20 protein-coding genes are annotated in these 20,344 nt (G+C 68.3%); 5 read left to right on the plus strand and 15 right to left on the minus strand.

Annotated elements, in window-relative coordinates:
• Positions 1-573 precede the first annotated feature (573 nt).
• A complete protein-coding gene (locus tag ACAM51_RS19325) occupies positions 574-1,758 on the minus strand; it encodes a porin (RefSeq protein ID WP_369641575.1) in 1,185 nt (394 codons plus the stop codon).
• 298 nt (positions 1,759-2,056) lie between these two features.
• The gene (locus ACAM51_RS19330; RefSeq protein WP_369641576.1) at positions 2,057-2,806 is read right to left on the minus strand and encodes a TetR/AcrR family transcriptional regulator; all 750 of its coding nucleotides are present in this window, start codon (positions 2,804-2,806) and stop codon (positions 2,057-2,059) included.
• A 169-nt stretch (positions 2,807-2,975) separates the two neighbouring features.
• Between ACAM51_RS19330 and ACAM51_RS19335 the strand changes: the two genes are divergently transcribed.
• The 5 genes from ACAM51_RS19335 (at position 2,976) to ACAM51_RS19355 (ending at position 9,657) form a co-directional block, all read left to right on the plus strand.
• Entirely contained in the window at positions 2,976-3,968 is a 993-nt protein-coding gene (locus ACAM51_RS19335; RefSeq protein ID WP_218340406.1) for a tripartite tricarboxylate transporter substrate-binding protein, read from the plus strand.
• A gap of 34 nt (positions 3,969-4,002) precedes the next feature.
• Entirely contained in the window at positions 4,003-4,836 is an 834-nt protein-coding gene (locus ACAM51_RS19340; protein ID WP_255591224.1) for a cyclase family protein, read from the plus strand.
• Positions 4,833-5,855 carry a fumarylacetoacetate hydrolase family protein gene (locus tag ACAM51_RS19345; RefSeq protein ID WP_369641577.1) on the plus strand — a complete coding sequence of 341 codons (1,023 nt, stop codon included), beginning with the start codon at positions 4,833-4,835 and terminating at the stop codon, positions 5,853-5,855. The genes ACAM51_RS19340 and ACAM51_RS19345 overlap by 4 nt, the downstream gene beginning before the upstream one ends.
• Before the next feature lie 4 nt (positions 5,856-5,859).
• The gene (locus ACAM51_RS19350; RefSeq protein WP_218366904.1) at positions 5,860-6,060 is read left to right on the plus strand and encodes a hypothetical protein; all 201 of its coding nucleotides are present in this window, start codon (positions 5,860-5,862) and stop codon (positions 6,058-6,060) included.
• A gap of 321 nt (positions 6,061-6,381) precedes the next feature.
• On the plus strand, positions 6,382-9,657 hold the full coding sequence (locus tag ACAM51_RS19355; protein WP_369641578.1) for an IPTL-CTERM sorting domain-containing protein: 3,276 nt from the start codon (positions 6,382-6,384) through the stop codon (positions 9,655-9,657).
• Between the two features lie 41 nt (positions 9,658-9,698).
• Here ACAM51_RS19355 and ACAM51_RS19360 read toward each other — a convergent pair whose 3' ends face one another.
• From ACAM51_RS19360 to ACAM51_RS19420, 13 genes are all read right to left on the minus strand, one after another.
• Positions 9,699-9,842, minus strand: a complete 144-nt coding sequence (locus tag ACAM51_RS19360; RefSeq protein ID WP_369641579.1) for a hypothetical protein — start codon at positions 9,840-9,842, stop codon at positions 9,699-9,701.
• 125 nt (positions 9,843-9,967) lie between these two features.
• Complete coding sequence (locus ACAM51_RS19365; protein WP_369641580.1) at positions 9,968-11,314, minus strand: FAD-binding oxidoreductase; 1,347 nt, start codon at positions 11,312-11,314, stop codon at positions 9,968-9,970.
• A gap of 103 nt (positions 11,315-11,417) precedes the next feature.
• Positions 11,418-12,203, minus strand: coding sequence for an ABC transporter permease (locus ACAM51_RS19370; protein WP_369643857.1), 786 nt, complete (start codon positions 12,201-12,203; stop codon positions 11,418-11,420).
• A gap of 107 nt (positions 12,204-12,310) precedes the next feature.
• Positions 12,311-13,147, minus strand: a complete 837-nt coding sequence (locus ACAM51_RS19375; protein WP_369641581.1) for an ABC transporter ATP-binding protein — start codon at positions 13,145-13,147, stop codon at positions 12,311-12,313.
• Positions 13,148-13,224: 77 nt separating this feature from the next.
• A complete protein-coding gene (locus ACAM51_RS19380) occupies positions 13,225-14,223 on the minus strand; it encodes an ABC transporter substrate-binding protein (protein WP_218340600.1) in 999 nt (332 codons plus the stop codon).
• Positions 14,224-14,300: 77 nt separating this feature from the next.
• Complete coding sequence (locus ACAM51_RS19385; RefSeq protein WP_369641582.1) at positions 14,301-15,164, minus strand: creatininase family protein; 864 nt, start codon at positions 15,162-15,164, stop codon at positions 14,301-14,303.
• Between the two features lie 38 nt (positions 15,165-15,202).
• Positions 15,203-15,673, minus strand: a complete 471-nt coding sequence (locus ACAM51_RS19390; RefSeq protein WP_057228706.1) for a RidA family protein — start codon at positions 15,671-15,673, stop codon at positions 15,203-15,205.
• On the minus strand, positions 15,670-17,010 hold the full coding sequence (locus tag ACAM51_RS19395; protein ID WP_369641583.1) for an amidohydrolase family protein: 1,341 nt from the start codon (positions 17,008-17,010) through the stop codon (positions 15,670-15,672). Before ACAM51_RS19395 ends, ACAM51_RS19390 begins: the two co-directional genes overlap by 4 nt.
• Before the next feature lie 13 nt (positions 17,011-17,023).
• Complete coding sequence (locus ACAM51_RS19400; RefSeq protein WP_369641584.1) at positions 17,024-17,611, minus strand: NAD(P)H-dependent oxidoreductase; 588 nt, start codon at positions 17,609-17,611, stop codon at positions 17,024-17,026.
• A 16-nt stretch (positions 17,612-17,627) separates the two neighbouring features.
• Positions 17,628-17,930 carry a 2Fe-2S iron-sulfur cluster-binding protein gene (locus ACAM51_RS19405; RefSeq protein ID WP_369641585.1) on the minus strand — a complete coding sequence of 101 codons (303 nt, stop codon included), beginning with the start codon at positions 17,928-17,930 and terminating at the stop codon, positions 17,628-17,630.
• A gap of 139 nt (positions 17,931-18,069) precedes the next feature.
• Positions 18,070-18,747: a TetR family transcriptional regulator C-terminal domain-containing protein gene (locus tag ACAM51_RS19410; protein WP_218340394.1), complete on the minus strand. Its 678-nt coding sequence runs from the start codon at positions 18,745-18,747 to the stop codon at positions 18,070-18,072.
• Positions 18,748-18,791: 44 nt separating this feature from the next.
• Positions 18,792-19,316, minus strand: a complete 525-nt coding sequence (locus tag ACAM51_RS19415; RefSeq protein ID WP_369641586.1) for a nucleoside deaminase — start codon at positions 19,314-19,316, stop codon at positions 18,792-18,794.
• A complete protein-coding gene (locus ACAM51_RS19420) occupies positions 19,313-20,344 on the minus strand; it encodes an ABC transporter substrate-binding protein (RefSeq protein WP_369643858.1) in 1,032 nt (343 codons plus the stop codon). Before ACAM51_RS19420 ends, ACAM51_RS19415 begins: the two co-directional genes overlap by 4 nt.

Here is a 20,344-nt window from a genome sequence, read left to right on the forward strand (position 1 = left end):
ACCGACGAAAGTAGAGTGACGCAACTGCCTAAGCAACAATGGCGCATTTTTCTGGAAATCCTTATAAATCAAAGACTTAGTGCTGATGAGTTTCTAAGAATCATTGCCGTTCCGCAGGTCGCTCGTAGAGTTCGGGCTGTCCCGAATCACCGCATCCGCGATTGCGGGCCTCATCACTGACTCTTCGCTGCCTCCGGACAAAGTGAAGGCCTGGATACGAGCCCAGCCAGAGGAAATGCTGTCAAAACTGCCCAGTCTCATCCTCGCAGAGCTGAGAGCCAAAGACCTGCTGCGCTCCGATTCGGTGGGCGAAGTGGTTTTGTCAGTCCAGGAGGCCCGCTTCTTGGCCGACAGCGGACGCTCGGAATAGGCTTTGCGAACGACAGCAAACGCTGCACAGCCGCCGTTTGCGTCCGTTCTCGCAAGTATTAGCGGGCTCGGGCCGGAACGTGCTATCAAGATCTTTCTGTGCTAGCAGATGCTTCAAGTTGCATGCTGTGAACGCGCTTGTCGCTGAAAAAAAGGGCACCCGAAGGCGCCCTGAAACTTGGAGACAACCGTTGTGAAGTGCGCTCAGAACCGGTGGCGCACCCCCACTGCAAAGCTGGTGCCCTGTGCGCTGATCACCGAGGGCGGTGCAGGCAGCGTGCGGGTCTGGGTGCTGTCGCGCATCACCATGGCATACAGGTCCGTGCGCTTGGACAGGAAGTAGTCATACCCCAGGGTGAACACCTTGCGCTCCACATTGCCGCCCGCCACCGTGGCGGGCACGGGGCCCACGGTGTCGCTGGTGCGGCGCACCGCGTAGCCCGCCAGCACGCGGCCCGCGCCCACGGGCACGGCAGCGCTCACATCCCACACGCGGTATGCCACGTTGAGCGGTGCAGCGGCCGTGCCCCGGTTGTCGATGCGGCCCAGGTGGGCAAACAGCTTGACCACCTCGAAGTCGTACGACGCGTCCAGCTGCCAGGCGCGTGTGTCGTTGGGTGAGGTGCCGTCGGCAAAAGTGCCGGGGTTCTTCTTCACGCTCTGCCACGCCAGCGATGCGGCCCAGGGGCCCTTGGCGTAGGCCAGGCGCGCAGCGCTGTTGCCGCCGCCTTGGCCTTCGGAGATGGCGTGCGCCACCGAGGCATTGAAGCCCGCGACGTTGGGGCTGTCATACACCACCGAGTTGGCCCATGCCGTGCCACCTGTGAGCGGGCTGCCGATGAAGGTGACCAGGTTCAGCGGCCCGAGCACGGTGGAGTCGCCGAACGCGTTGGAGGTGATGGAGCTCAGGAACAGCAACGACGTGACATTGCCCAGCCGCACCCGGCCCCAGTCGCGGTGCGACACGCCCACCCAGGCGGCGCGCGAGAACACGGGGTCGGCCGCCACGTTCACGGGCGCAGGCAAGGCGTCGCTGCGGCCGGTGGCGCCCGAGTCGTTGCGCACAAAGGACGACAGCTCAAACTGTGCCGACAGCCCGCCGCCCAGGTCTTCGGTGCCGCGCACGCCCCAGTGGCTGGTGGACATGCCGCCACCGTCGAGCTTGGTCACGGCGCGGTCCTGCGCATTGATGCCGGCAGCGGGACCCGCAAAGCGGCCCACAACGGCATCGACCAGGCCATACAGCTGCAGGCCGGGGCCTGATGCGGGTTGGGCCTGCGCGGCGAGCGTGGCGGCAGACAGGACTGCTGCGGTGCCCAGGCTGCGCGCCCAGGGCTGACGGGCCCCAGGGTGGGAGGGGTGGGGCGTGGGGGATGTGCGAGGTTTCATGGTGTCTTTCGATGGGTAGGGGGCAAGCGAAGGGCGAACCGGCCCACGGCGCAGCCAGGGCTGTTCCGAAGAGGCAGTTCAACGGGGGAAAGGTGTCAGCGCGTTATGTGCGCTCGGGTCGTGGCGGCTAGGGTGCGCCGGTCTGGCGTGCCGACGCCGTGGGTGGGGCGGCAGCGCAGGGCCCCAGCCACCTGGGGTAGCGGTGGGTAGAGGCCATAAAAATGGGCGTGGCTGTGCCTGGCATGCGGCGCTCGCGCGGCAGTGCTGGTGATCGGGGCGGGGTGTCAGCGGTTCGGCGTCAGTGCACTGCGCCTTCACAGGCGCCGCGCATGCCTTGCGCAATAAAACGTACCAGCAGCGGCCCGGCCGTGGCCTCGTCGCCGGGCTGGTTCTGGCCGTACGACAGGCGCTCGATGCGCTGGTCGTTCACGTGGTGCAGCAGCGCGCCCAGCGCAAACTGGTAGCACCACGCGGCCTGGCTGCGCGTGGCCTGGGGCAGGGCGGCTGCAATGGCGTCGATGAACGCATGGGCCAGCGGGTCGAACAGCTCGCGGATGATGGGCTCGTCTTCTTCCAGGTGGTCGTTCATGCCGCGTGACAAAAGGCGCAGAAAGTGGTGGCCTGCGGGCTGGCTGGCCACTTCCAGCACGGGCAGCACAAAGGCTTTCACGATCTCTTCCAGCAACTGGCCGGGCGGTGCCTTCTGCTGGGCATCGGCCAGCGACTTGAGCCGCACGTCGATGTAGCCCGCATGCGCGCGGAAGATGGCGTGGTACAGCGACAGTTTGGGGCCGTAGTAATAGCCCACCAGTGCCAGCGGCACGCCAGCCTCGTCGGCAATGTCGCGGATCGAGACGCCGTGAAAGCCGCGCGTGGCAAACAGCCGCTCGGCCGCCTGCAGGATGTTGGCCTGGCGGTTGGGGGGCAGCGCTTCTTCGCTAGTGGCGCTGGGGGCGGCAGCGCGCTTGCGCGCCGGTAGTGGTGCTTTGGCCGCCAAGGCTGTGGGCGCTGCAGCCGCTGCTTTTTTGGAGGGGGTGGATTTGGGCATAGGCTGGTTTATACGTTTGTATAAATTTATTGAACACTCGTACAAACCCTGGTGATTCGGCGTTTGTACGTTCGTATAATTTTTTCATGCCGCCCGCTGCAGGCCCTGTCGCACAGGGCTTGCGGAGCTTGTGCTGCATACCCACCCATACCTACCGGAGACAGACAACATGATCACCCGCCGCCGCTTCACTCAGCTCTCTGCCGCCCTGTTGCCCACCCTGGGCGTTGCTCCCGCTGCCTGGGCGCAGGCCGGCAAGGACGCCATGCCCGACATGGCGCGCATCATCTCGGGATTTCCCGCCGGGGGCACGGCCGACGCGCTGGCCCGCCGGGTGGGTGACCGCATGCGAGGACAGTACGCCGGTGCCGTGATGGTGGACAACAAGCCCGGCGCAGGCGGGCAGATCGGCATCCTCAACCTGCGCGACAGCCCGGCCGACGGCACCAGCCTGCTCATCACCCCGTCGTCCATGCTGTCCATCTACCCCTACACCTACCCCAAGCTGCGCTACACGCTCGATGACGTGGCGCCCGTGTCGTTGGGCGCCATGTTCGACCACGGCCTGGCGGTGGGCCCCGGCGTGCCTGACAGTGTGCGAACGCTGGCCGACTTTCTTGCGTGGCTGCAGGCCAACCCCAACAACGCCAACTACGGCAGCCCCGGCGCAGGCTCCATGCCGCACATGGTGGGCGTGCTGCTGGGCCAGTTCAGCAAGATCGACATGCGCCACATCGCCTACCGGGGCACGGTGCCCGGCATGCAAGACCTGCTGGGCGGGCAGATCCCCGCGTTCTGGGGGCCCATTGGCGACTACCTGCAGCACAGCAAGGGCGGCAAATTGCGCGTGCTGGCCATTGCAGGTGCCAAGCGCTCGCCGTTTCTGCCGCAGGTGCCTACGCTGACGGAGCTGGGTTACCCCCTCAAGGTCAGCGAGTGGTATGGCTTCTTCCTGCCCGGCAAGGCGTCTGCCGATACCGTCAAGCGCGCGTCGCAAGCGCTACAAAGCGCGCTGGTTCACCCAGAGGTCGTGGACTATGGCAAGCAGTACGGCCTGGAGGTCCGGTCTTCGACCGCAGCCCAACTGGCGCAGATGCTCAAGGCCGATGCCGACCAGTGGCGCGGCCTCATCAAGCAGACCGGCTTCACAGCCGAATCCTGATCGCCTTGTTTCGACCTTTCCACCCGACCCCGCCATGACCACCACGCTCGCCACACCTGCGCGCCGCATCGTCGATATCTCGATGCACCTTGAAAACGATGTTGTCTCCGACCCCCCAGGCCTGGGCCCGCGCATCAATTACATCGATCACCAGATGAGCTTTGCGGACCTGGCGCAGTTCTTCCCGGGTCTTCAGAAGGAAGACCTGCCTGACGGCGAGTCGTGGGCGGTGGAGGATGTGCAGCTCAACACCCACAACGGCACCCACCTGGACGCGCCGTACCACTTCGCGTCCACCATGGACGGCGGCCAGCGCGCGCTGTCCATCGACGAGGTGGATCTGAACTGGTGCTTTCAGCCCGGCGTGAAACTGGACTTTCGCCACCTGCCTGACGGCTACGTGGTGCAGGCCGCCGATGTAGAGGCCGAACTCGCCCGCATCGGCCACACGGTGCAGCCGTTGCAGATCGTGGTGGTCAACACCCGCGCGGGCAGCGCCTACGGCACGCCCGGCTACACGCGGGCGGGCTGCGGCATGGGCTACGAGGCCACCATGTACCTGCTGGAGCGCGGCGTGCGCCTGACTGGCACCGACGCCTGGAGCTGGGACGCCCCCTTTGCCTACACCGCGCAGCGCTATGCAGAAAGCGGCGACGCATCGCTGATCTGGGAGGGCCACAAGGCCGGGCGCGACATTGGCTACTGCCACCTCGAAAAACTGCACAACCTGGAGGCGCTGCCTGCTAGCGGCTTCTACATCTCGTGCTTTCCTGTCAAGGTGCGCGGCGCCTCGGCAGGATGGACGCGGGCTGTGGCCATCTTCGACCCGGTGCTGCCGCTGCAGCCTGCGGCCGGGGTGACGCCATGAAACTCGCCACCCTGCGAAACGGCCAGCGCGATGGTCGCCTGGTGGTCGTTTCGGACGACGCGCGCCGCTGCATCGGCGCCTGCCCCGTGGCCCCCACGCTGCTTGATGCGCTGGAACGCTGGAGTGGGGTGGAACCCGCGTTGCACGACCTGGCCCGCACCGTGAACGCGCCTGCCGCCCTGGGAACCATGCCTTTCGATGCACGCCAGTGTTTGGCGCCGCTGCCGCGCACCTGGCAGTGGCTCGATGGCTCAGCGTTCTTGAACCACGGCCATCTCATGGAGCGCGCCTTCAAGGTGCCGCCGGTGGCGGACTTCGAGACCATTCCGCTCATGTACCAGGGCGCAGCCGACGACTTTCTGGGCCCGCACGACGATGTGGCCCTGCCGTCCGAAGCCGACCAGATCGACTTCGAGGGCGAGTTTGGCGTGGTGCTCAGCGAAACCCCCATGGGCGTCACCGCTGAAGAGGCGCTGCAGCATGTGCGCCTCATCGTGCTCATCAACGACTGGAGCCTGCGTGCCTTCGGCCCGCGCGAGGCCAAAAGCGGCTTCGGCTTTCTGCAGGCCAAGCCCTCCACCGCGTTTGCCCCTATCGCCGTCACGCCCGATGCACTGGGCCCCGCGTGGCAGGGCGGCCGCGTGCACCTGCGGCTGCAGACGCAGCGCAACGGCGAATGGTTTGGTCACCCACATGGCGGTGAAATGCATTTTCACTTTGGCCAGTTGATTGCTCATGCGGCGCGCACGCGCAAGTTATCGGCCGGCACCATCATCGGCTCGGGCACTGTGTCCAACACAGATGTCAACGTTGGTTCGTCCTGCATTGCCGAACGCCGCATGGTTGAGGTCCTAGCTGAAGGGACGCCGCACACCTCTTTCCTCCGCTTTAGGGAGCGGGTACGCATCACAGCGCTTCACCCCGAGGGGGCGGAGGGGCCTTTTGGTGCGTTGGACCAAGTGGTTGTCATGGCCTTACACGAGAGTCCCCAAAAGAGCTCTGCTGTATTGGTTAGGTAGACCAGTGCGCCAATCGTTCTCGGCAAGAGCAATTGCCGACGGCATGAGGCTGTACCAAGTCATTCGCGTCGACAACCTGAGCGACGGCTTCGTATTGAGCGGTCAATCGACGGGCAGCCGCACCGACGGCCACTGCTCCGCCGAGACCGGGCGTTCGATCGTTGCCGACGGGGATACCGGTGCGAGTGACCGGTTTGGTGTGTGAGCACCGGCGCGTGTCGACCCAGAGGAACCATGCGCCGTCGTGAACCGAAGGTTGTCCTCTGTCTTTTCCTTGGTTGCCTTCCCGTGGCTTGCACCTCGTTGACTGCCCTCCCGGGTTCGTGACGACTGTGATCATGCACATGACGGGGCGCCGCGCCCATATTGTGGTGAGCTGTGTGATGTCATCAGTTCTGAGGACAGACAACGGCCCGGCGCGATGGCAGCATCGCGCGCACCACTCGCCTGTGCGCAGGCGCATGGCTGAAGAACTATCAAAACAATAGCTGCTTGCGCTGAATGGATAAGCGCCGGAGGTCAAAACATGCCAAGAAACCTGCTGTCCGCGCGCCACCGTGCCGCCTTGTGTCTGGCCTGGCTGCTGGGGGGCTGGCTGCTGGGGGGCTGGCTGCTGCTCCAGGCGGGCGCCGCGCAGGCGCAGGCTGTGGGCTGGGCCAGCGGTGCCAGCCTGGCTGCCGCGCGCAGCGACCACAGCACCACCGTGCTGCCCAATGGCAAGGTGCTGGTGGCCGGTGGGCAAGTGGCAGGCAACGCGCGCACCGCCAGCGCCGAACTGTACGACCCTGCCACCGGCGCCTGGGCGGCCACGGGCGCCATGGCTGCGGCGCGCCAAGGCCACACCGCCACGTTGCTGCCCAGCGGCAAGGTGCTGGTGGCGGGGGGCATGGATGGCGCTGTCCTGGCCAGTGCCGAGCTGTATGACCCCGCCACTGGCACCTGGGCCGCCGCTGGCGCCCTGGGCCATGCCCGCCGCGAAGCCACCGCCACGCTGTTGGCCAATGGCAAGGTACTCGTGGCGGGGGGATGGCCCCCCGGCCCAGCCACCAGCCCGGCGGAGCTCTTCGACCCCGCCGCGAACGGCGGCTTGGGCGCCTGGTCCGACACCGGCGCCCTGGCCCAGCCGCGTTTTGAACATACGGCCACCTTGCTGCCCGATGGCAAGGTGCTCGTCGCAGGGGGCACGGTCAATGGCAGCGCCGCTTTGAATAGCGCCGAACTCTACGACCCCGCCCTGGGCACCTGGACCACCGTCGGCAATACGCTGGCCACCGCGCGCTATGACCACACGGCCACCCTGCTGCCCAGCGGCCAGGTCCTTGTGGTGGGCGGAGCCGACAGCCTGGCCCTGGCCCTGGCCCAGGCCGAGCTGTACGACTCCGGTGCCGGCACCTGGACCGCCGTCAGCCCGCTGACCACGGGGCGCTTCAGCCACACGGCCAGCCTGCTGCCCGACGGCACGGTGCTGGTCGCGGCAGGCTCCAACTTGATCCATGGGCTGCTCGGCAGCGCCGAGTTGTTCAACCCCGGCACCAACAGCTGGACTGCGGCCCCCGCGCTGGCCAGCCCGCGCCTCTACCACACGGCCACGGTGCTGCCCGATGGCACGGTGCTCGCCGTGGCTGGCGCCGGCGCCGGCCCGCTTCTGGCCAGCACGGAGGTCTACACCCCCGCCAGCGGCGCGTGGAGCGCGGCGGGCAGCATGGGCATGGGGGGCAGCGTCACGCGGGCCTCGCTGCTGCCGTCAGGCAAGGTGTTGGCGATTACCAGTTTGTCGACCTCCGCACGGCTGTATGACCCCGTGGGTAACAGCTGGAGCCCTGCCGCCAACCACCTCACCAGCCGCGAAATGCCCACCCTGACCTTGCTGGCGTCCGGCCAGTTGCTGGTGGCCAGCGGCACAGGTGCCAGCGCCGAGCGCTACGACGAGAACACCAACACCTGGACGGCCACCGGCCCCATGAACGCCGCACACAGAGGCGGGGGCGCCGCGCTGCTGGCGTCGGGCAAGGTACTGGTGGTCGGCGGGGCCAACGGGACAGGCCCGTCCAGCAACACCGTGGAGCTCTACGACCCCGCGACCGACACCTGGGCATTGCGCGCGCCGATGCTCTCGGTCCGGCACTACTTTGGCAGCAGCGTGATGCTGCCCGATGGGCGCGTGCTGGTGGCGGGCGGGTTCACCAACGGTGGCCGCACCGCCCTCGCGGAGATCTACGACCCCCAATCAGACACCTGGACCGCCACGGGCGCGCTGGCCATCCCGCGCAGCGACCACACCGCGACCCTGCTGCCCTCGGGCAAGGTGCTGGTGGCGGGCGGCGCCACCGGCCCCTTCAACAGCCCCACCGCCGAGCTGACCGCCGAGCTGTACGACCCGGCGACCGGCACCTGGTCGCCCGCGGGTACGCTGGCCGCAGGTACCGGCGGCAGCGATCCAACGGCCATGCTGCTGCCCGGCGGCCAGGTGCTGTTGGTTGGGGGCTACCTCAGCGGGGCACGGAGCGGCAGCCAGCTGTACGACCCCGCTGCCAACACCTGGGCCAGCACGCCACCGCTGATCACGGGCCGTGCGCAGCACGCCAGCGTGCTGCTGCCTTCGGGCCACGTGCTGGCCGCGGGCGGCATTGGTTCCGGTGGCAATTTGGCCAGTGCCGAACGCTATGACCCCGCTGGAGGCACCGTGCCAGCGGCCCGCGTGCCCCAGCTTGCCAGCGGCCCGGCCCGCCTAGTGGACGGTACCGCCTTCACCCTGGGCGGCTTGCGCCTGCACGGCGACAGCGAGGCCAGCGGCGGTGGCACGGGCGCATCGCCCACGCCGCTGCCGCTGGTGCAGCTGCGGCGGCTGGACAACGGCGCCACGCGCTGGCTCACGCCCACGTCATCGTCGGCCACCACGGTGGACGTGGCCGCGCCGGGCGTGTTGCCGCGTGGCCGCTACGCGCTGCGCGTGTTCGTCAACGGCATGGTGTCCGACGCGTTGCCGACAAGCACCCATGCCACGCCCGCGCTGGCCCTGGCCGCCAGCGCCAACCCCAGCCCCGTAGGTGCCAGCGTCACCTTCACCGCCACGCTGTCCGGGGCGGACAGCCCCACGGGCACGGTGGCGTTCAGCGCAGGCGGCGTGCCGCTGTGCGCGGCCGCGCCCCTCGTCGGCGGCGCGGCCGTCTGCGCCGTGAACACCCTGCCCATGGGCACGCAGGCCATCACCGCCAGCTACGGCGGCGACGCCAACAACATGGGCGCCCTGGCGGGCATCACGCACACCGTGAGCCCGGTCAGCCTGCCGCTGCCCGGCGGCGGCATGGGGCAGCAGGTGGTGGTGGGCATCAGCGGCGGCCCGGCGGGCTGCGTGGTGAGCAGCCTCACGTTGAGCGCTGCCACCGCAGGCGACAACCTGCCCGCCAACGCCACGGCCCCGCTGGGCGTGCTGCGCTTTGCCGCCACGGGCTGCGCGGGCGCCACGCTGGCGGTGCAGATGGACTACCCCGCAGGCAGCCTGGCGGGCCTGCAGCCCCACAAGTTCGGCCCCGCCAGCGTGGGCGCCCCGGCGTCCACGTGGTTCCCTCACGGTAGCGTGGCGGGTAACCGGCTGACCTTCACCGTGACGGACAACGGCGTGGGCGACGGCGACACCACCACGCCGGGCGCGATCACCGACCCGCACGCGATGCTGCTGTTTGCCGCGCCACCCGTAGTGGGTGCGCAGGCCATCCCCACGCTGTCGGAGTGGGGCGTGCTGCTGCTGTCGGCGCTGCTGGGCGCCCTGGGCTGGCGTGGGCGGCGGCGCCTGGGGGTTTGAATGAAACTGGCCTCCAGCGCTTTTCCAATAAGCGCAAACAGCTATTGATTCAATAGCATTCCGCTTTTTTCGGCCTCCAGCAGGCGCGTGAGCAGCGGGTGCACCACCTTGCGCGCGCTGTAGATCAAGTGGAACTGCTCCTGCGCGTCGGGGCTGGTGCCCACCTGCACCAGTCCATGGGTCATTTGCAGGTGCGCGCCCACCGACACGGGGCCGGCATCACGCCCATGCGCCGGTTCCTACGTTTGCTTCGCCCTGGCCATCGGAAGGCGCCACCAGATGGATTGGCGATGGCAGAAAACCCCCGTCACTACAGGGAGGTCCAACTGCGCAGCTTGCCGGGGTTGAGCAAGCCCTGCGGATCGAAGCGGCGCTTCGTGCCCACCACGGCAGGATCCAGGTTGTTCTGCTTGCCGTCTTCCACGATGTAGACATGCGGGTTGTTGATCTGCACGCCATGGTCGCGGTAGATCTGCATGATCTGGTTCAGGCGCTCCTCGGTGCTGTAGCGGATGAGCTGCAGCCCGCTGCAGTTGAAGGCGCCCTCCTTGGTGCGCAGGAACTCCAGGTGCATCATCACCTCGCCGCCCAGGGTTTTTTCCAGCGCCTTCACCTGCTCCAGCCGGGTGGCGGGGTTGAAGCCGCTCTGGATGTAGGTGAGCGTCTTGTCCACCTTCAGCGCGTGCAGCGTGGTGTGGTTCCAGGTGTATTCGAGCAGGGTCTTGTGGCTCTTTTCCACTTCGTCGGCGGTCTTGCGGTAGCTGACGCTGCCGCCGTACTTGGTGGCCATTTCGCGCATGCCGTCTTCGGAGTGCGGGGCCACCAGCAGCATCACCGCGTGGCAGCCTGTGGGCAGGTGCTCGGCCAGGCTGGTGAAGTAGGCCGGGATGGGCGCGGCCAGAAAGCACACCTCCTTTTTCTCCAGCCCCGGTGCGGCGCCAAAGCGGTCGGCGAATTCCAGCGCCGCGTCGAAGTCGGTGAAGGTGACGATGCACTCCGTCCACGCCACGGCGGGGGTCAGCGCCACCTCCAGCTCCAGCACGATGCCGTTGGTGCCGTAGGTGTGGTGCAGCAGCATGGCCTCGGGGCCGCGCAGCTCGATGACCTGGGGCTCGGGTTCCACCGTCATGGCGCGCACGGCCAGCACGTTGCCCGGTGCGGCCAGCGGGCCGTGGTTGATGGAGCCAGCGCCGCCGAAGCCGCCGCCGAACAGCCCGCCCAAGGTGGCGCTGCGGTAGGTGGAGGGCAGCCAGCGCAGCTCCTGCCCCAGGGGCTTGGCCTGCGCGTCGAAGTCCGACAGGCGGATGCCTGCCTGCGCCCGGCCCACGCCGCCGCGCACCCAGCCCAAGCCGTTGTAGCCCGACAGGTCCAGGATCACCCCGCCATGCAGCGGGGTGCTTTGTCCGTAGTTGCCGGTTCCGCTGCCGCGCACGGTGAGGGGGATCTGCGCGCGCGCGCAGGCCGCCACCACCTGGCGGATCTCGTCCTCGGTGCGCGGGCGCACGGCCACGTCGCCGCGCTTGCCGGCCAGGTCGCGCTTGAGCACGGGGCTGAACCAGGCAAAGTCCTGCGACAGGCGGCCCACGCGCAGCGGGTCGGCAATCCAGTCCAGGCCGGGCAGTTGTTCGGGCAGTTGGGGGGCGGTTACGGTGGTCATATGTGTCTCTCCTGTCGGTGCGGCGGGTGGTGGCGGGCAAAGCGCGGCCCCACCACGCGTGCGCGGTGTCAAAAAGTGGATGCGGTTCGGTCGGGGGGCAGGGTCAGTCGTGCGAGTTTTCGCTGGCGTGCCAGCTGCCCAGGGCCAAGCGGGTGCCCCAGGCCATCAGCGCGAACAGCGCCACGCCGGTCAGCGAGATCAGCAGCAGCGCGGCGAACATGCGCGGTATGTTGAGCTGAAAGCCCGCTTGCAGGATCTGGTACGCCAGCCCGGCGCCCTGGCCGCCGGTGCCGGCCACGAACTCGGCCACCACGGCGCCGATCAGCGCCAGCCCGCTCGATATGCGCAGCCCGCCGAAGAAGTAGGGCAGTGCGCTCGGTATGCGCAGGCGCAGCAGGGTCTGCATGCGCGTGGCGCGGTTGAGCTTGAAGTAGCTTTGCAGGTCCGGCTCCACGCTGCGCAGGCCCAGCGTGGTGTTGCTGATGATGGGGAACAGCGCCACCAGCGCGGCGCAGATCACCATCGACGCGGTCGGGTCCTTCACCCAGATGATGATCAGCGGCGCCACCGCCACGATGGGCGTGACCTGCAGCAGCACGGCGTACGGGAACAGCGCCGTCTCGATGCGCTTGCTCTGCACGAACAGAAACGAGATCAGCACCCCGGCCACCGTGGCCACGGCAAAGGCCAGCACGGTGATCTTGACGGTGACCCAGAGCGATCCGCCCAGGGCCGCCCAGTCGGTGAACAGCGTCTTGAGCATGAGCAAAGGTGAGGGCACCAGGTAGGGCGGCAGCTCCATGGCCGTGACCAGGCCCTGCCACAGCGCGATGAGCACCAGGCCCACGAGCACGGGGTAGACCACGCGCTGCACGCGGGGCTGGGCCATCAGCGGCACGCGCGGTGCTGGCGGCTTGGGGGCTGAGGCAGCGCGCACGGGTGTGCTGCGTTCAGCCGCTGAGGGCGCGGCGATGGGCGCTGCAGGGTAGGGGGTGCTCATGCTGCGGTCTCCTCGGTGTCGGCGCTGGCGCGCAGCAGGCTGTCCTGCAACTGCTTGGCATAGCGGCTGAATTCGGGCGAGACCATGAAGTCCGCCGTGCGCGGGTAGGGCGCGGCTATGCGGAACTCCTCCACCACGCGGCCGGGGCGCGCGGCCATCATCACCACGCGGCTCGACAGGAACACCGCCTCGTGGATCGAGTGGGTCACGAAGATCACCGTCAGCTTCTTCTTGCGCCACAGGTCCAGCAGGTCCGCATCGAGCTTGTGGCGCGTGATCTCGTCCAGCGCGCCAAAGGGCTCGTCCATCAGCAGCAGGTCGGGCTGGGTCACCAGGCCGCGCGCGATGGACGCGCGCATCTGCATGCCGCCCGACAGGGCGCGCGGCAGCGCGTTGGCAAACTTCGACAGGCCCACCAGGGCCAGGGCCTCGGTCACACGGCCATCGGCCTCCTGGCGCGGCACGCCGGCCAGGTCCAGCGGCAGGCGCACATTGGTCTGCACGCTGGCCCAGGGCATGAGCGTGGGCGACTGGAAGACAAAGGCCATCTTCTTGCCGCTTTCCTCCAGCTGGGCCACGGGCTTGTGCCACAGCTGCAGCCGGCCGTCGGTGGGCTCCAGCAGGCCGGCCACCATCTTCAGCAAGGTGCTCTTGCCGCAGCCCGAGGGGCCGAGCAGGGTGACGAACTCGCCTTCCTCGATGGCCAGGTCCACCGGCAGCAAGGCCTGCGTGCCGTTGGGGTAGGTCTTCTCGGCCGACAGCACCTGCACGGCAGGGGTGCTGCGCGGCGCGGGCGCCAGGGTGGGGGAATCAGCGGGGGCGGTGGGGGTCATGGTGCGCGCCTTTCGATGGATGCGCCCCGCCGCAAGCAGCGGGGCGCTGTTTCAGGGCAGTAATGGCGATCCGAGGGTCAGGGCATGACCTTCAGGTCTTTGGTGAAGGAGGTCGTGTAGGTATCGGCCAGCTTCACCTTGGCCGGATCGATCAGCTTGGCCTCCACCAGGAAGTCGTAGCTCGCCTTGGCGCGCGCATCGGTCATCACGCCGATGCCCATGCTCGCCGCATCGCCACCCGTCACCATGCCCATCTCCTTGAGCTTGGCCACGCTGTAGGCCAGCTGCTCATCGGTCATGTTCGGGTTGTCCTTCTTGATCAGGGCATTGGCCGGGGCCGGGTCGGCCAGGTAGCTCTTCCAGCCTTCCATGGTGGCCTTCACGAACGAGGCGACGGCGGTGCCGCGCTCCTTGACGGTCTTGTCCATGCAGCTCACCGTGGTGGCATAGGCGGGGTAGCCCTGGTCGCTGAACATCAAGGTGTTGGCCTTCACACCGGCCTTGGCGATGGCGAAGGGCTCGGACGTCAGGTAGCCCTGCTGGGCGGTGTTCTTGTCGGCCACGAAGGGCTGGATGTTGAAGGTATAGGGCCGCGTCTGCGCATCGTTGAAGCCGTACTTGGCCTTCAGCCAGGGCCAGTAGCCGCGCTGGGCCGACGATGCGATGAGGATGGTCTTGCCCTTCAGGTCCTCGAACTTCTTCACGTCGTCGTGCGCGATGAGCACCTGCGGGTCCTTCTGGAAGACGGCCGCCACCGTGGTCACCGGCACGCCGCCCTCGCGCATCTGGATCATCTGCAGGTCGCTCGATCCCATCACGCACTCGGCCTGGCCGGCCGCCATCATCTGCACGATGTTGACCTGCGGGCCACCCATCTTGATGGTCACGTCCAGCCCGTACTTCTTGTACAGGCCCGTGGCCACAGCCTGGTAGAAGCCGCCGTGCTCGGCCTGCGCGTACCAGTTGGTCATGTAGGTGAACTTTTCCTGCGCGTGGGCCTGCAGGGTGCCGGCGGCACCCACAGCGAGCAGCGCAGCTGCACCAAGTTTGGAAAGGCGGGAGGCGGTCTTCTTCATCATGGCAGTGCTCCGGTAGGTGGTGGAGGGGGAACAGGGACGAAAAGGGGGGATGGATGCGGCTGCGTTCGCAGGTTTCAAGCCAGGGCGGTGGAGCTCTCCACATGGCCCGTGTGGTTGGCGCGGCCCCAGGTGGCTTCGGCGCGCGGGGCCCAGCGCAGCTGGTGCAGCTCGGTGATGGCGGCGGCCCAGCTCACGGCCAGCGAATCGAGGATGGCGTGGCCCTGCTCGGCCGTGGCCGGCAGCGGGTCGCCGATGATGCCGCTGGGTCCGAAGTCGCGCGCGCTCCAGGCGCAGGCCGGGCGGCCGTCGGGCGAGAGCAGGGGCGAGCCGAACACGGGCGGGTAGTTCACCACCGCGCGCTCCATGTGCACGGTGTCGGGGGCCAGGGCCAGCATCAGCGCCGTCTCGGCATGGCCGGCGTGCATGGCCAGCTTCTTTTCCTGCTCCGACAGGTACTTGCCGGCAACGTGCGGCACGCGCCAGGTGAAGCTCGGCACCACGATGAAGTCGCCATGGCGCAGGCGCAGCTCGCGCGCGCACATCTCCATCACCTGCGGCTGGCCGCCGTGGCCGTTGACGAACAGCAGCTTGCGAAAGCCCGCGCGGTAGACCGACTCGCCCACCTCATTCATGGTGGCCAGCAGCGTCTCTCCGCTGAGCGTGACGGTGCCCGGAAAGTGCAGGTGCTCCTCCGACTTGCCGTAGGTGATGGGCGCCATGGCAAAGGCCGGCACCTCGGCCGGCAGGCGAGCCATGGCATGGCCGACCACGCCCGCGCTGATCACCGTGTCCACCGCGCAGGGCAGGTGCGGGCCGTGCTGTTCGGTGGCGCCCGTGGGCAGCACGATCACGGTGTTCTCCTTGTCCGGCAGGTTGACGATCTCGGTCCAGCTCAGGTAGGGCAGGTAGCGGTGGGGCGGGGTGTAGCCGTGCAGCATGGGGCGGGTCTTTCGTGGATGGAGGGATGTGCGGGAGGTCAGCGCAGCGGCAGGTAGGCAGTCGCTTCGACCTCGATCAGGATGTCGGCCGTGGGCAGCATGCCGGTGACCTCCACCACGGTGGAGGCCGGCGGCTCGCCGGGGAAGAACAGCTTGCGCACGCGGCTGTACTGGGGGAAGTGGTCCAGGTGCTTGAAGTACTGCACCAGCTTGAACACGTCGGACATCTGGCCACCCGCGGCCTCGATGGTCTGGCGGATGCGGTCGAGCACATACCAGCTCTGCGCCAGGATGGGCCCCTCCTTGATGTCGCTGCTGAACTCGCCCGTGCGGCCGATCAGCGTGGCCGCCTCGTCGGGGATGTCGGCGTAGCCGCGCACGATGCGGCTGGCCGCAGGGTCCACGGCGATGATCCCGGACAGGAACACCAGGTCGCCCGCGCGGCGCCAGGCGGCATAGCGGGCCAGGGGCTGGGCAATGCCCGAAGGGGTGGTGGAAGCGGTCGTCATGCAAGGCTCCGTGCGGAAACGGCGATGGAAGAAGAGGGGGCGGGCGCAGCACCTGCCACGTGCCACGCCGCGCTGGCATGGCCGCTGGTGACGCGGCCCTGGCGCAGCACCACGCGCTGCTGCGTGCGCGACGGAAAGCCCCAGCCATCGGCCTGCTGGAAGACGATCAGGTCGGCCGGCATGCCGGGCTGCAAGGGCAGGGCATCGGGCCCGCGGCGCAGCCAGTCGCTGCGGCACAGCGCCTCGGACCAGCGGTCGAACGGCGCGTCGAGCTGCGCCGCCAGCACGCCGGTGGCCAGTGCCTCCAGCGGGTCCAGGCTGCCCACGGGGCAGAACGGGTCCTGGATGTTGTCGCTGGCCACCAGCACCGGGATGCCGCGCGCACGCGCCTCCTTGACGAGGGTGATGCCCCGCTGGCGCGGTGTGCGGCCCGTGGTGGCGTCCTGCAGCAGCAGGTTGGTGATGGGCAGGGTGACCAGGGTGATGGGGCAGCGCGCCACGGCGTCCAGCGTGGCCAGGGCGGTGGCCTCGTCCTGCGCGGCCAGCGCGCAGGTGTGGCCGCAGACCACGTGGCCCTCGAAGCGCAGTTCTTGCAGCAGCGCCGCCGTGGTGGCCAGGCCCTGGGCGCCGGGGTGCAGTTCCTCGTCCACATGCAGGTCCACGTTCAGGCCGTGGTGCTGCGCGGCCTCGAACAGGTGGCGCAGGGCCTGTGGGTCCCAGTTGGTGGAATGCACGAAGCCACCCAGCAGCGCGCCCGGGCCGCTGTCGGCCACGGTGGCTGCCAGCCGCATGGCGGTGGTGCGTTCGGTGTACAGGTGCAGGGGGATCAGGGCCACGCGCTCCAGCAGCAGGCGGCCCGCCCATTCGTGCGCCAGGCTGCGCAGCACGTTCCAGGCGAGCGGTTGCGCGTCGGGCTCCCACCAATCGCAGTGGGTGCGCAGGTGCACGGTGCCGGCCTCGTACGCCCATTGCAGGGCGCGGCTGGCGCGGGCGCGGATGTCGGCCTCGGTCCAGCCCTGGCGGTCCACCATCATGGCCTCGATGGCGCCCAGCAGGCCGGGCTTCACCGTGCCCATGCGCGGCAGGGTGAAGGCCTTGTCCAGGTGGGTGTGCGCGTCCACCAGGCCGGGCAGCACCAGGGCTCCGGCCAGGTCCCAGGTGGCGCCTGCGGGGGCAGCTTGCGCGGGGCGGTGCGGCGCGATGGACTCGACGCGGCCCTGCACCAGGTGCACATCGGCCAGCGCGGGCTGGCTGCCCTGGGCGGGCCACTGGCGCGGCAGCAGCCAGCGCGGCAGCCGCGCGCGCAGCAGGTGGTCGGGGGCGTTGGATGCGTGCATGGACAAGATCCCCTCAGGCAAAGCGCGCCATGGCCTGGCCCACGCGCGCCTTGAAGGCGGCCAGCCGCGGCGGCGTGGCCACGTTCATGTGGTAGTAGGCGTGGTAGTCCACGCGCGCCTTGCCGCCGGTTAGCAGGCGCATGTAGCGCGTGACGGACTTGCGCGGCGGGTCGCCCATGAGCAGCGCCGTCCAGCGCGGGCGGCCATAGGTCACCACGGCCGAGATGCGCTTGATGTGCGTGAGCGAAGGCTTGACGTTGTGCGGGTCGCTGATGTCGAAGGCCACGCCGGGCATCAGCACCCGGTCGAAAAAGCCCTTGAGCATGGCCGGCATGCCGAAGCACCAGGTGGGAAAGCAGAACACCACCGCCTCGGCCCACAGCAGCCGGTCCACATAGCCCTGCACGGGCAGGCGGTTGCTGGGCACCTCGTGGTAGCCCAGGCGCTCCTCGCGGCTGAGCACGGGGTTGAAGTCCTCGGCATACAGGTCGCAGTCGTCCACCTCGTGGCCCGCGCCGCGCAACTGCTGCACCACCTCGGCATGCAGGGCTGCGTTGTAGCTGGTCTCCACCGGGTGGCAATAGATCACGAGGATGCGCATGGCGGGGGCTCCTTCTTCAAAGGTCGAGCGTGAGCGTGGGTCCGTGGCTGCGCGCGCAGCACACGGCCACATGGGTGGCCTGCTCTTCGGGGCTCAGGCAGCTGTCGCGGTGGTCGGGTGCGCCGGCCAGCCAGCGCGTGGCGCAGGTGCCGCACACACCCTGTTCGCACAGCGTGTCGATGGCGATGCCGGCGAGCTGCAGCACATCGGCCATGCTTTCGCCGGGCTCCACGGGCAGCCGCATCTGGCTGCGCGCAAGCACCAGTTCAAAAGTCTGTTCCGTGGCGGGCAGCGGCGCTGCCGTGGCTGGGGTTTGCATGTTTGACCACTTGATTTGATCGATTGGTCAAACTATTGCAAATGCTGTGCCAGCAGGGCTTTCGGGCCGTTGCCTGCCTTGCCCTGGGTCAAAGCGCTGTGTGGGCGCTGCTGCTACGCCCGCAAGCGTGCAGGCCTGTTCACTCTGGTGCGAAATCGGGTGCCAGGCCGCAGCCCAGCAGCACGAAATTGGTGAGCTCGCGCACGATGGGTTCGCGGTCGATGGTCTCTTCGGGCGCCAGGCCCAGCATGATGTGCACCTGCACGCCGTAGTCGGCGTAGTGCTGCGTCATGCCCCAGATCTGCATCAGCAGCAGGCGCGCGTCCAGCGGGCGCATGCGGCCCTCGGCGATCCAGCGGTCGATCAGGTCCACCTTCTGCTGTGTGGACTTCACGGCCACGGGCCAGTACCGGCCCAGGTTGCGCCCGCCGCCCAGCACCTCGGTGGTGAAGATGCGCGACAGCCCCGGATTGTCCAGTGCGTAGTCGAGCTTCTTGCGCACATAGGTGCTCAGCACCTTCTTGGGGTCGTCGCTCTCGCTGTCGAACTGGAAGGCACCTGACCAGCCGTTGAGCACCGAGTACAGCAGCTCCTCGTACAGCTCTTCCTTGCTGGCGATGTAGTAGTGCAGCTGCGGCTTGGTCAGGCCCGCGCGCTCGGCGATGGCCTTGGTGGATGCGCCCTTGAAGCCATGGCGGCTGAACTCGGCAATCGCCGCCTCGCGGATCGCGCCCAGGATGCGCTCGCGCCCCTGCTTGGAGCGGCTGAGCAGTGCACCGGAGACATTGCTGCTGCCATCGGCTTCGGGTTCGGTCATGGACGGGGCTTTGGGCGGCATGGTGGGCGATTGTCGCTGGTTGCTTAGAGCTTCCAGAAGCCCGCGTGCGAGGCACTCGCTTCCGCGATGAGGGCCGGGCCTATGCATTCGATGGCGTGCGGCGATGCGGCGAACACATCGCGGCACGACAGTTCGGCATCGCGCTGCTCGGCGCGTTCGCCGCGGAACCCGCGCAGCCGCACCGCGTCGATGCCAAACACCACGCGGCCGATGCCCGACCAGAAGATGGCGCCCGCGCACATCACGCAGGGCTCGGCCGACGAGTACAGCGTGGCCTGGGCCAGCGCATCGCGCCCCACGCGCGGGCTGAGCTGGCGCACGGCATTGGTCTCGGCGTGGCCGGTGCAGTCGCCGGTCTCAGTGGTATTGCAGTAGGCCTCGGCCAGCAGCCTGCCATCGGCGCTGATCGCCACCGCGCCAAAGGGCCGGTTGCCGCGTGCACGGGCCTTGTCGGCCAGGACGATGGCCTGGCGCAGGTACCTGCCGTCGCGCTCGTCGATGGTGGCCTCCTGCGGCAGCAGTGCGGCGGGTGCTGCGCTGCCGTTCATGCCACCACCTTGCGGTCGGCCAGGGCCGGCAAAAAGGCCGGGTTGAACACGCGCTCGGGCGCGGGCTTGCGCGCCAGGTTGAACACGGCCGCCACCTCCTCGATCTGGTGCGCCAGTATGGCGCCCTGCACGCCGCCCAGGCCCACGGCCTGCGATTCGGCCGTCTGCAGGTATTGGCGCGTGATGGCCCAGCGCTCGCGCTCCACGTCCATGTTCAGAATGGCCTCGCGCGCCTTGATGGCGGCAAACGTGGCCTCGGGATTGGCCAGCGTCTCGCGCAGGGCGCGGTTGCTCGCGCGCAGGAATGCCTTGGCCACCTCGGGCTTCTCCTGCAGAAGCTTCCCGGCCAGCACGGCATTGCCATACAGGTTCAGGCCCGCCTTGTTGTATTCGAGCACCGACAGTTCCTTGGCCGGCACGCGCGCGAACAGCGACACGGCCGAGTCGTGGAAATAGGTGGCCGCATCCACATCGCCGCGCACCACCACGTTGTCGCGCGCGCTGAAGTCGGTGGTCACCCAGTCGAACAGCTCGGGCTTGGTCTTGAGTGCGCGGGCCACCATGGGCCAGCTGCGGCGCGTGGCTTCCACGGCGGCCGCCGCCACCTTCTTGCCCTTGAGCGACTGGAAATCGGTGGTGATGCCGCGGTCCTTGCGGCCGATGATGACGAAGGGCGCGCGGTTGTAGTACTGGTAGATGGCCTGCACCGGCGTGTCGGCGTTCTGCGCGTGGAACTCGGCCAGCGAACTGATGTCGCCCAGGCCGATGTCGTAGGCACCGCTGGCCACGCGTGTGATCGATGCCACGGAGCCTGCGCCCACGTCGATGGTCACGTCCAGGCCCTCGTCCTTGAAGTAGCCCTTGGCCTGCGCCAGGAAGAAGGGCGAGGTCTGGCTCGTCACCCGAAAGTCCAGCGTGAACTTGAGCGGGGTGAGTGATGCGCCCTGCGCACGCACCACGGCAGGGGCACCCAGCGTGGCGGCGATGGAAGGGGCGAGGGTGGTCAAGAGAAAGCGGCGGCGTTGCAT

Source organism: Acidovorax sp. A79 (assembly GCF_041154505.1).
Classification (GTDB): domain Bacteria; phylum Pseudomonadota; class Gammaproteobacteria; order Burkholderiales; family Burkholderiaceae_C; genus Acidovorax.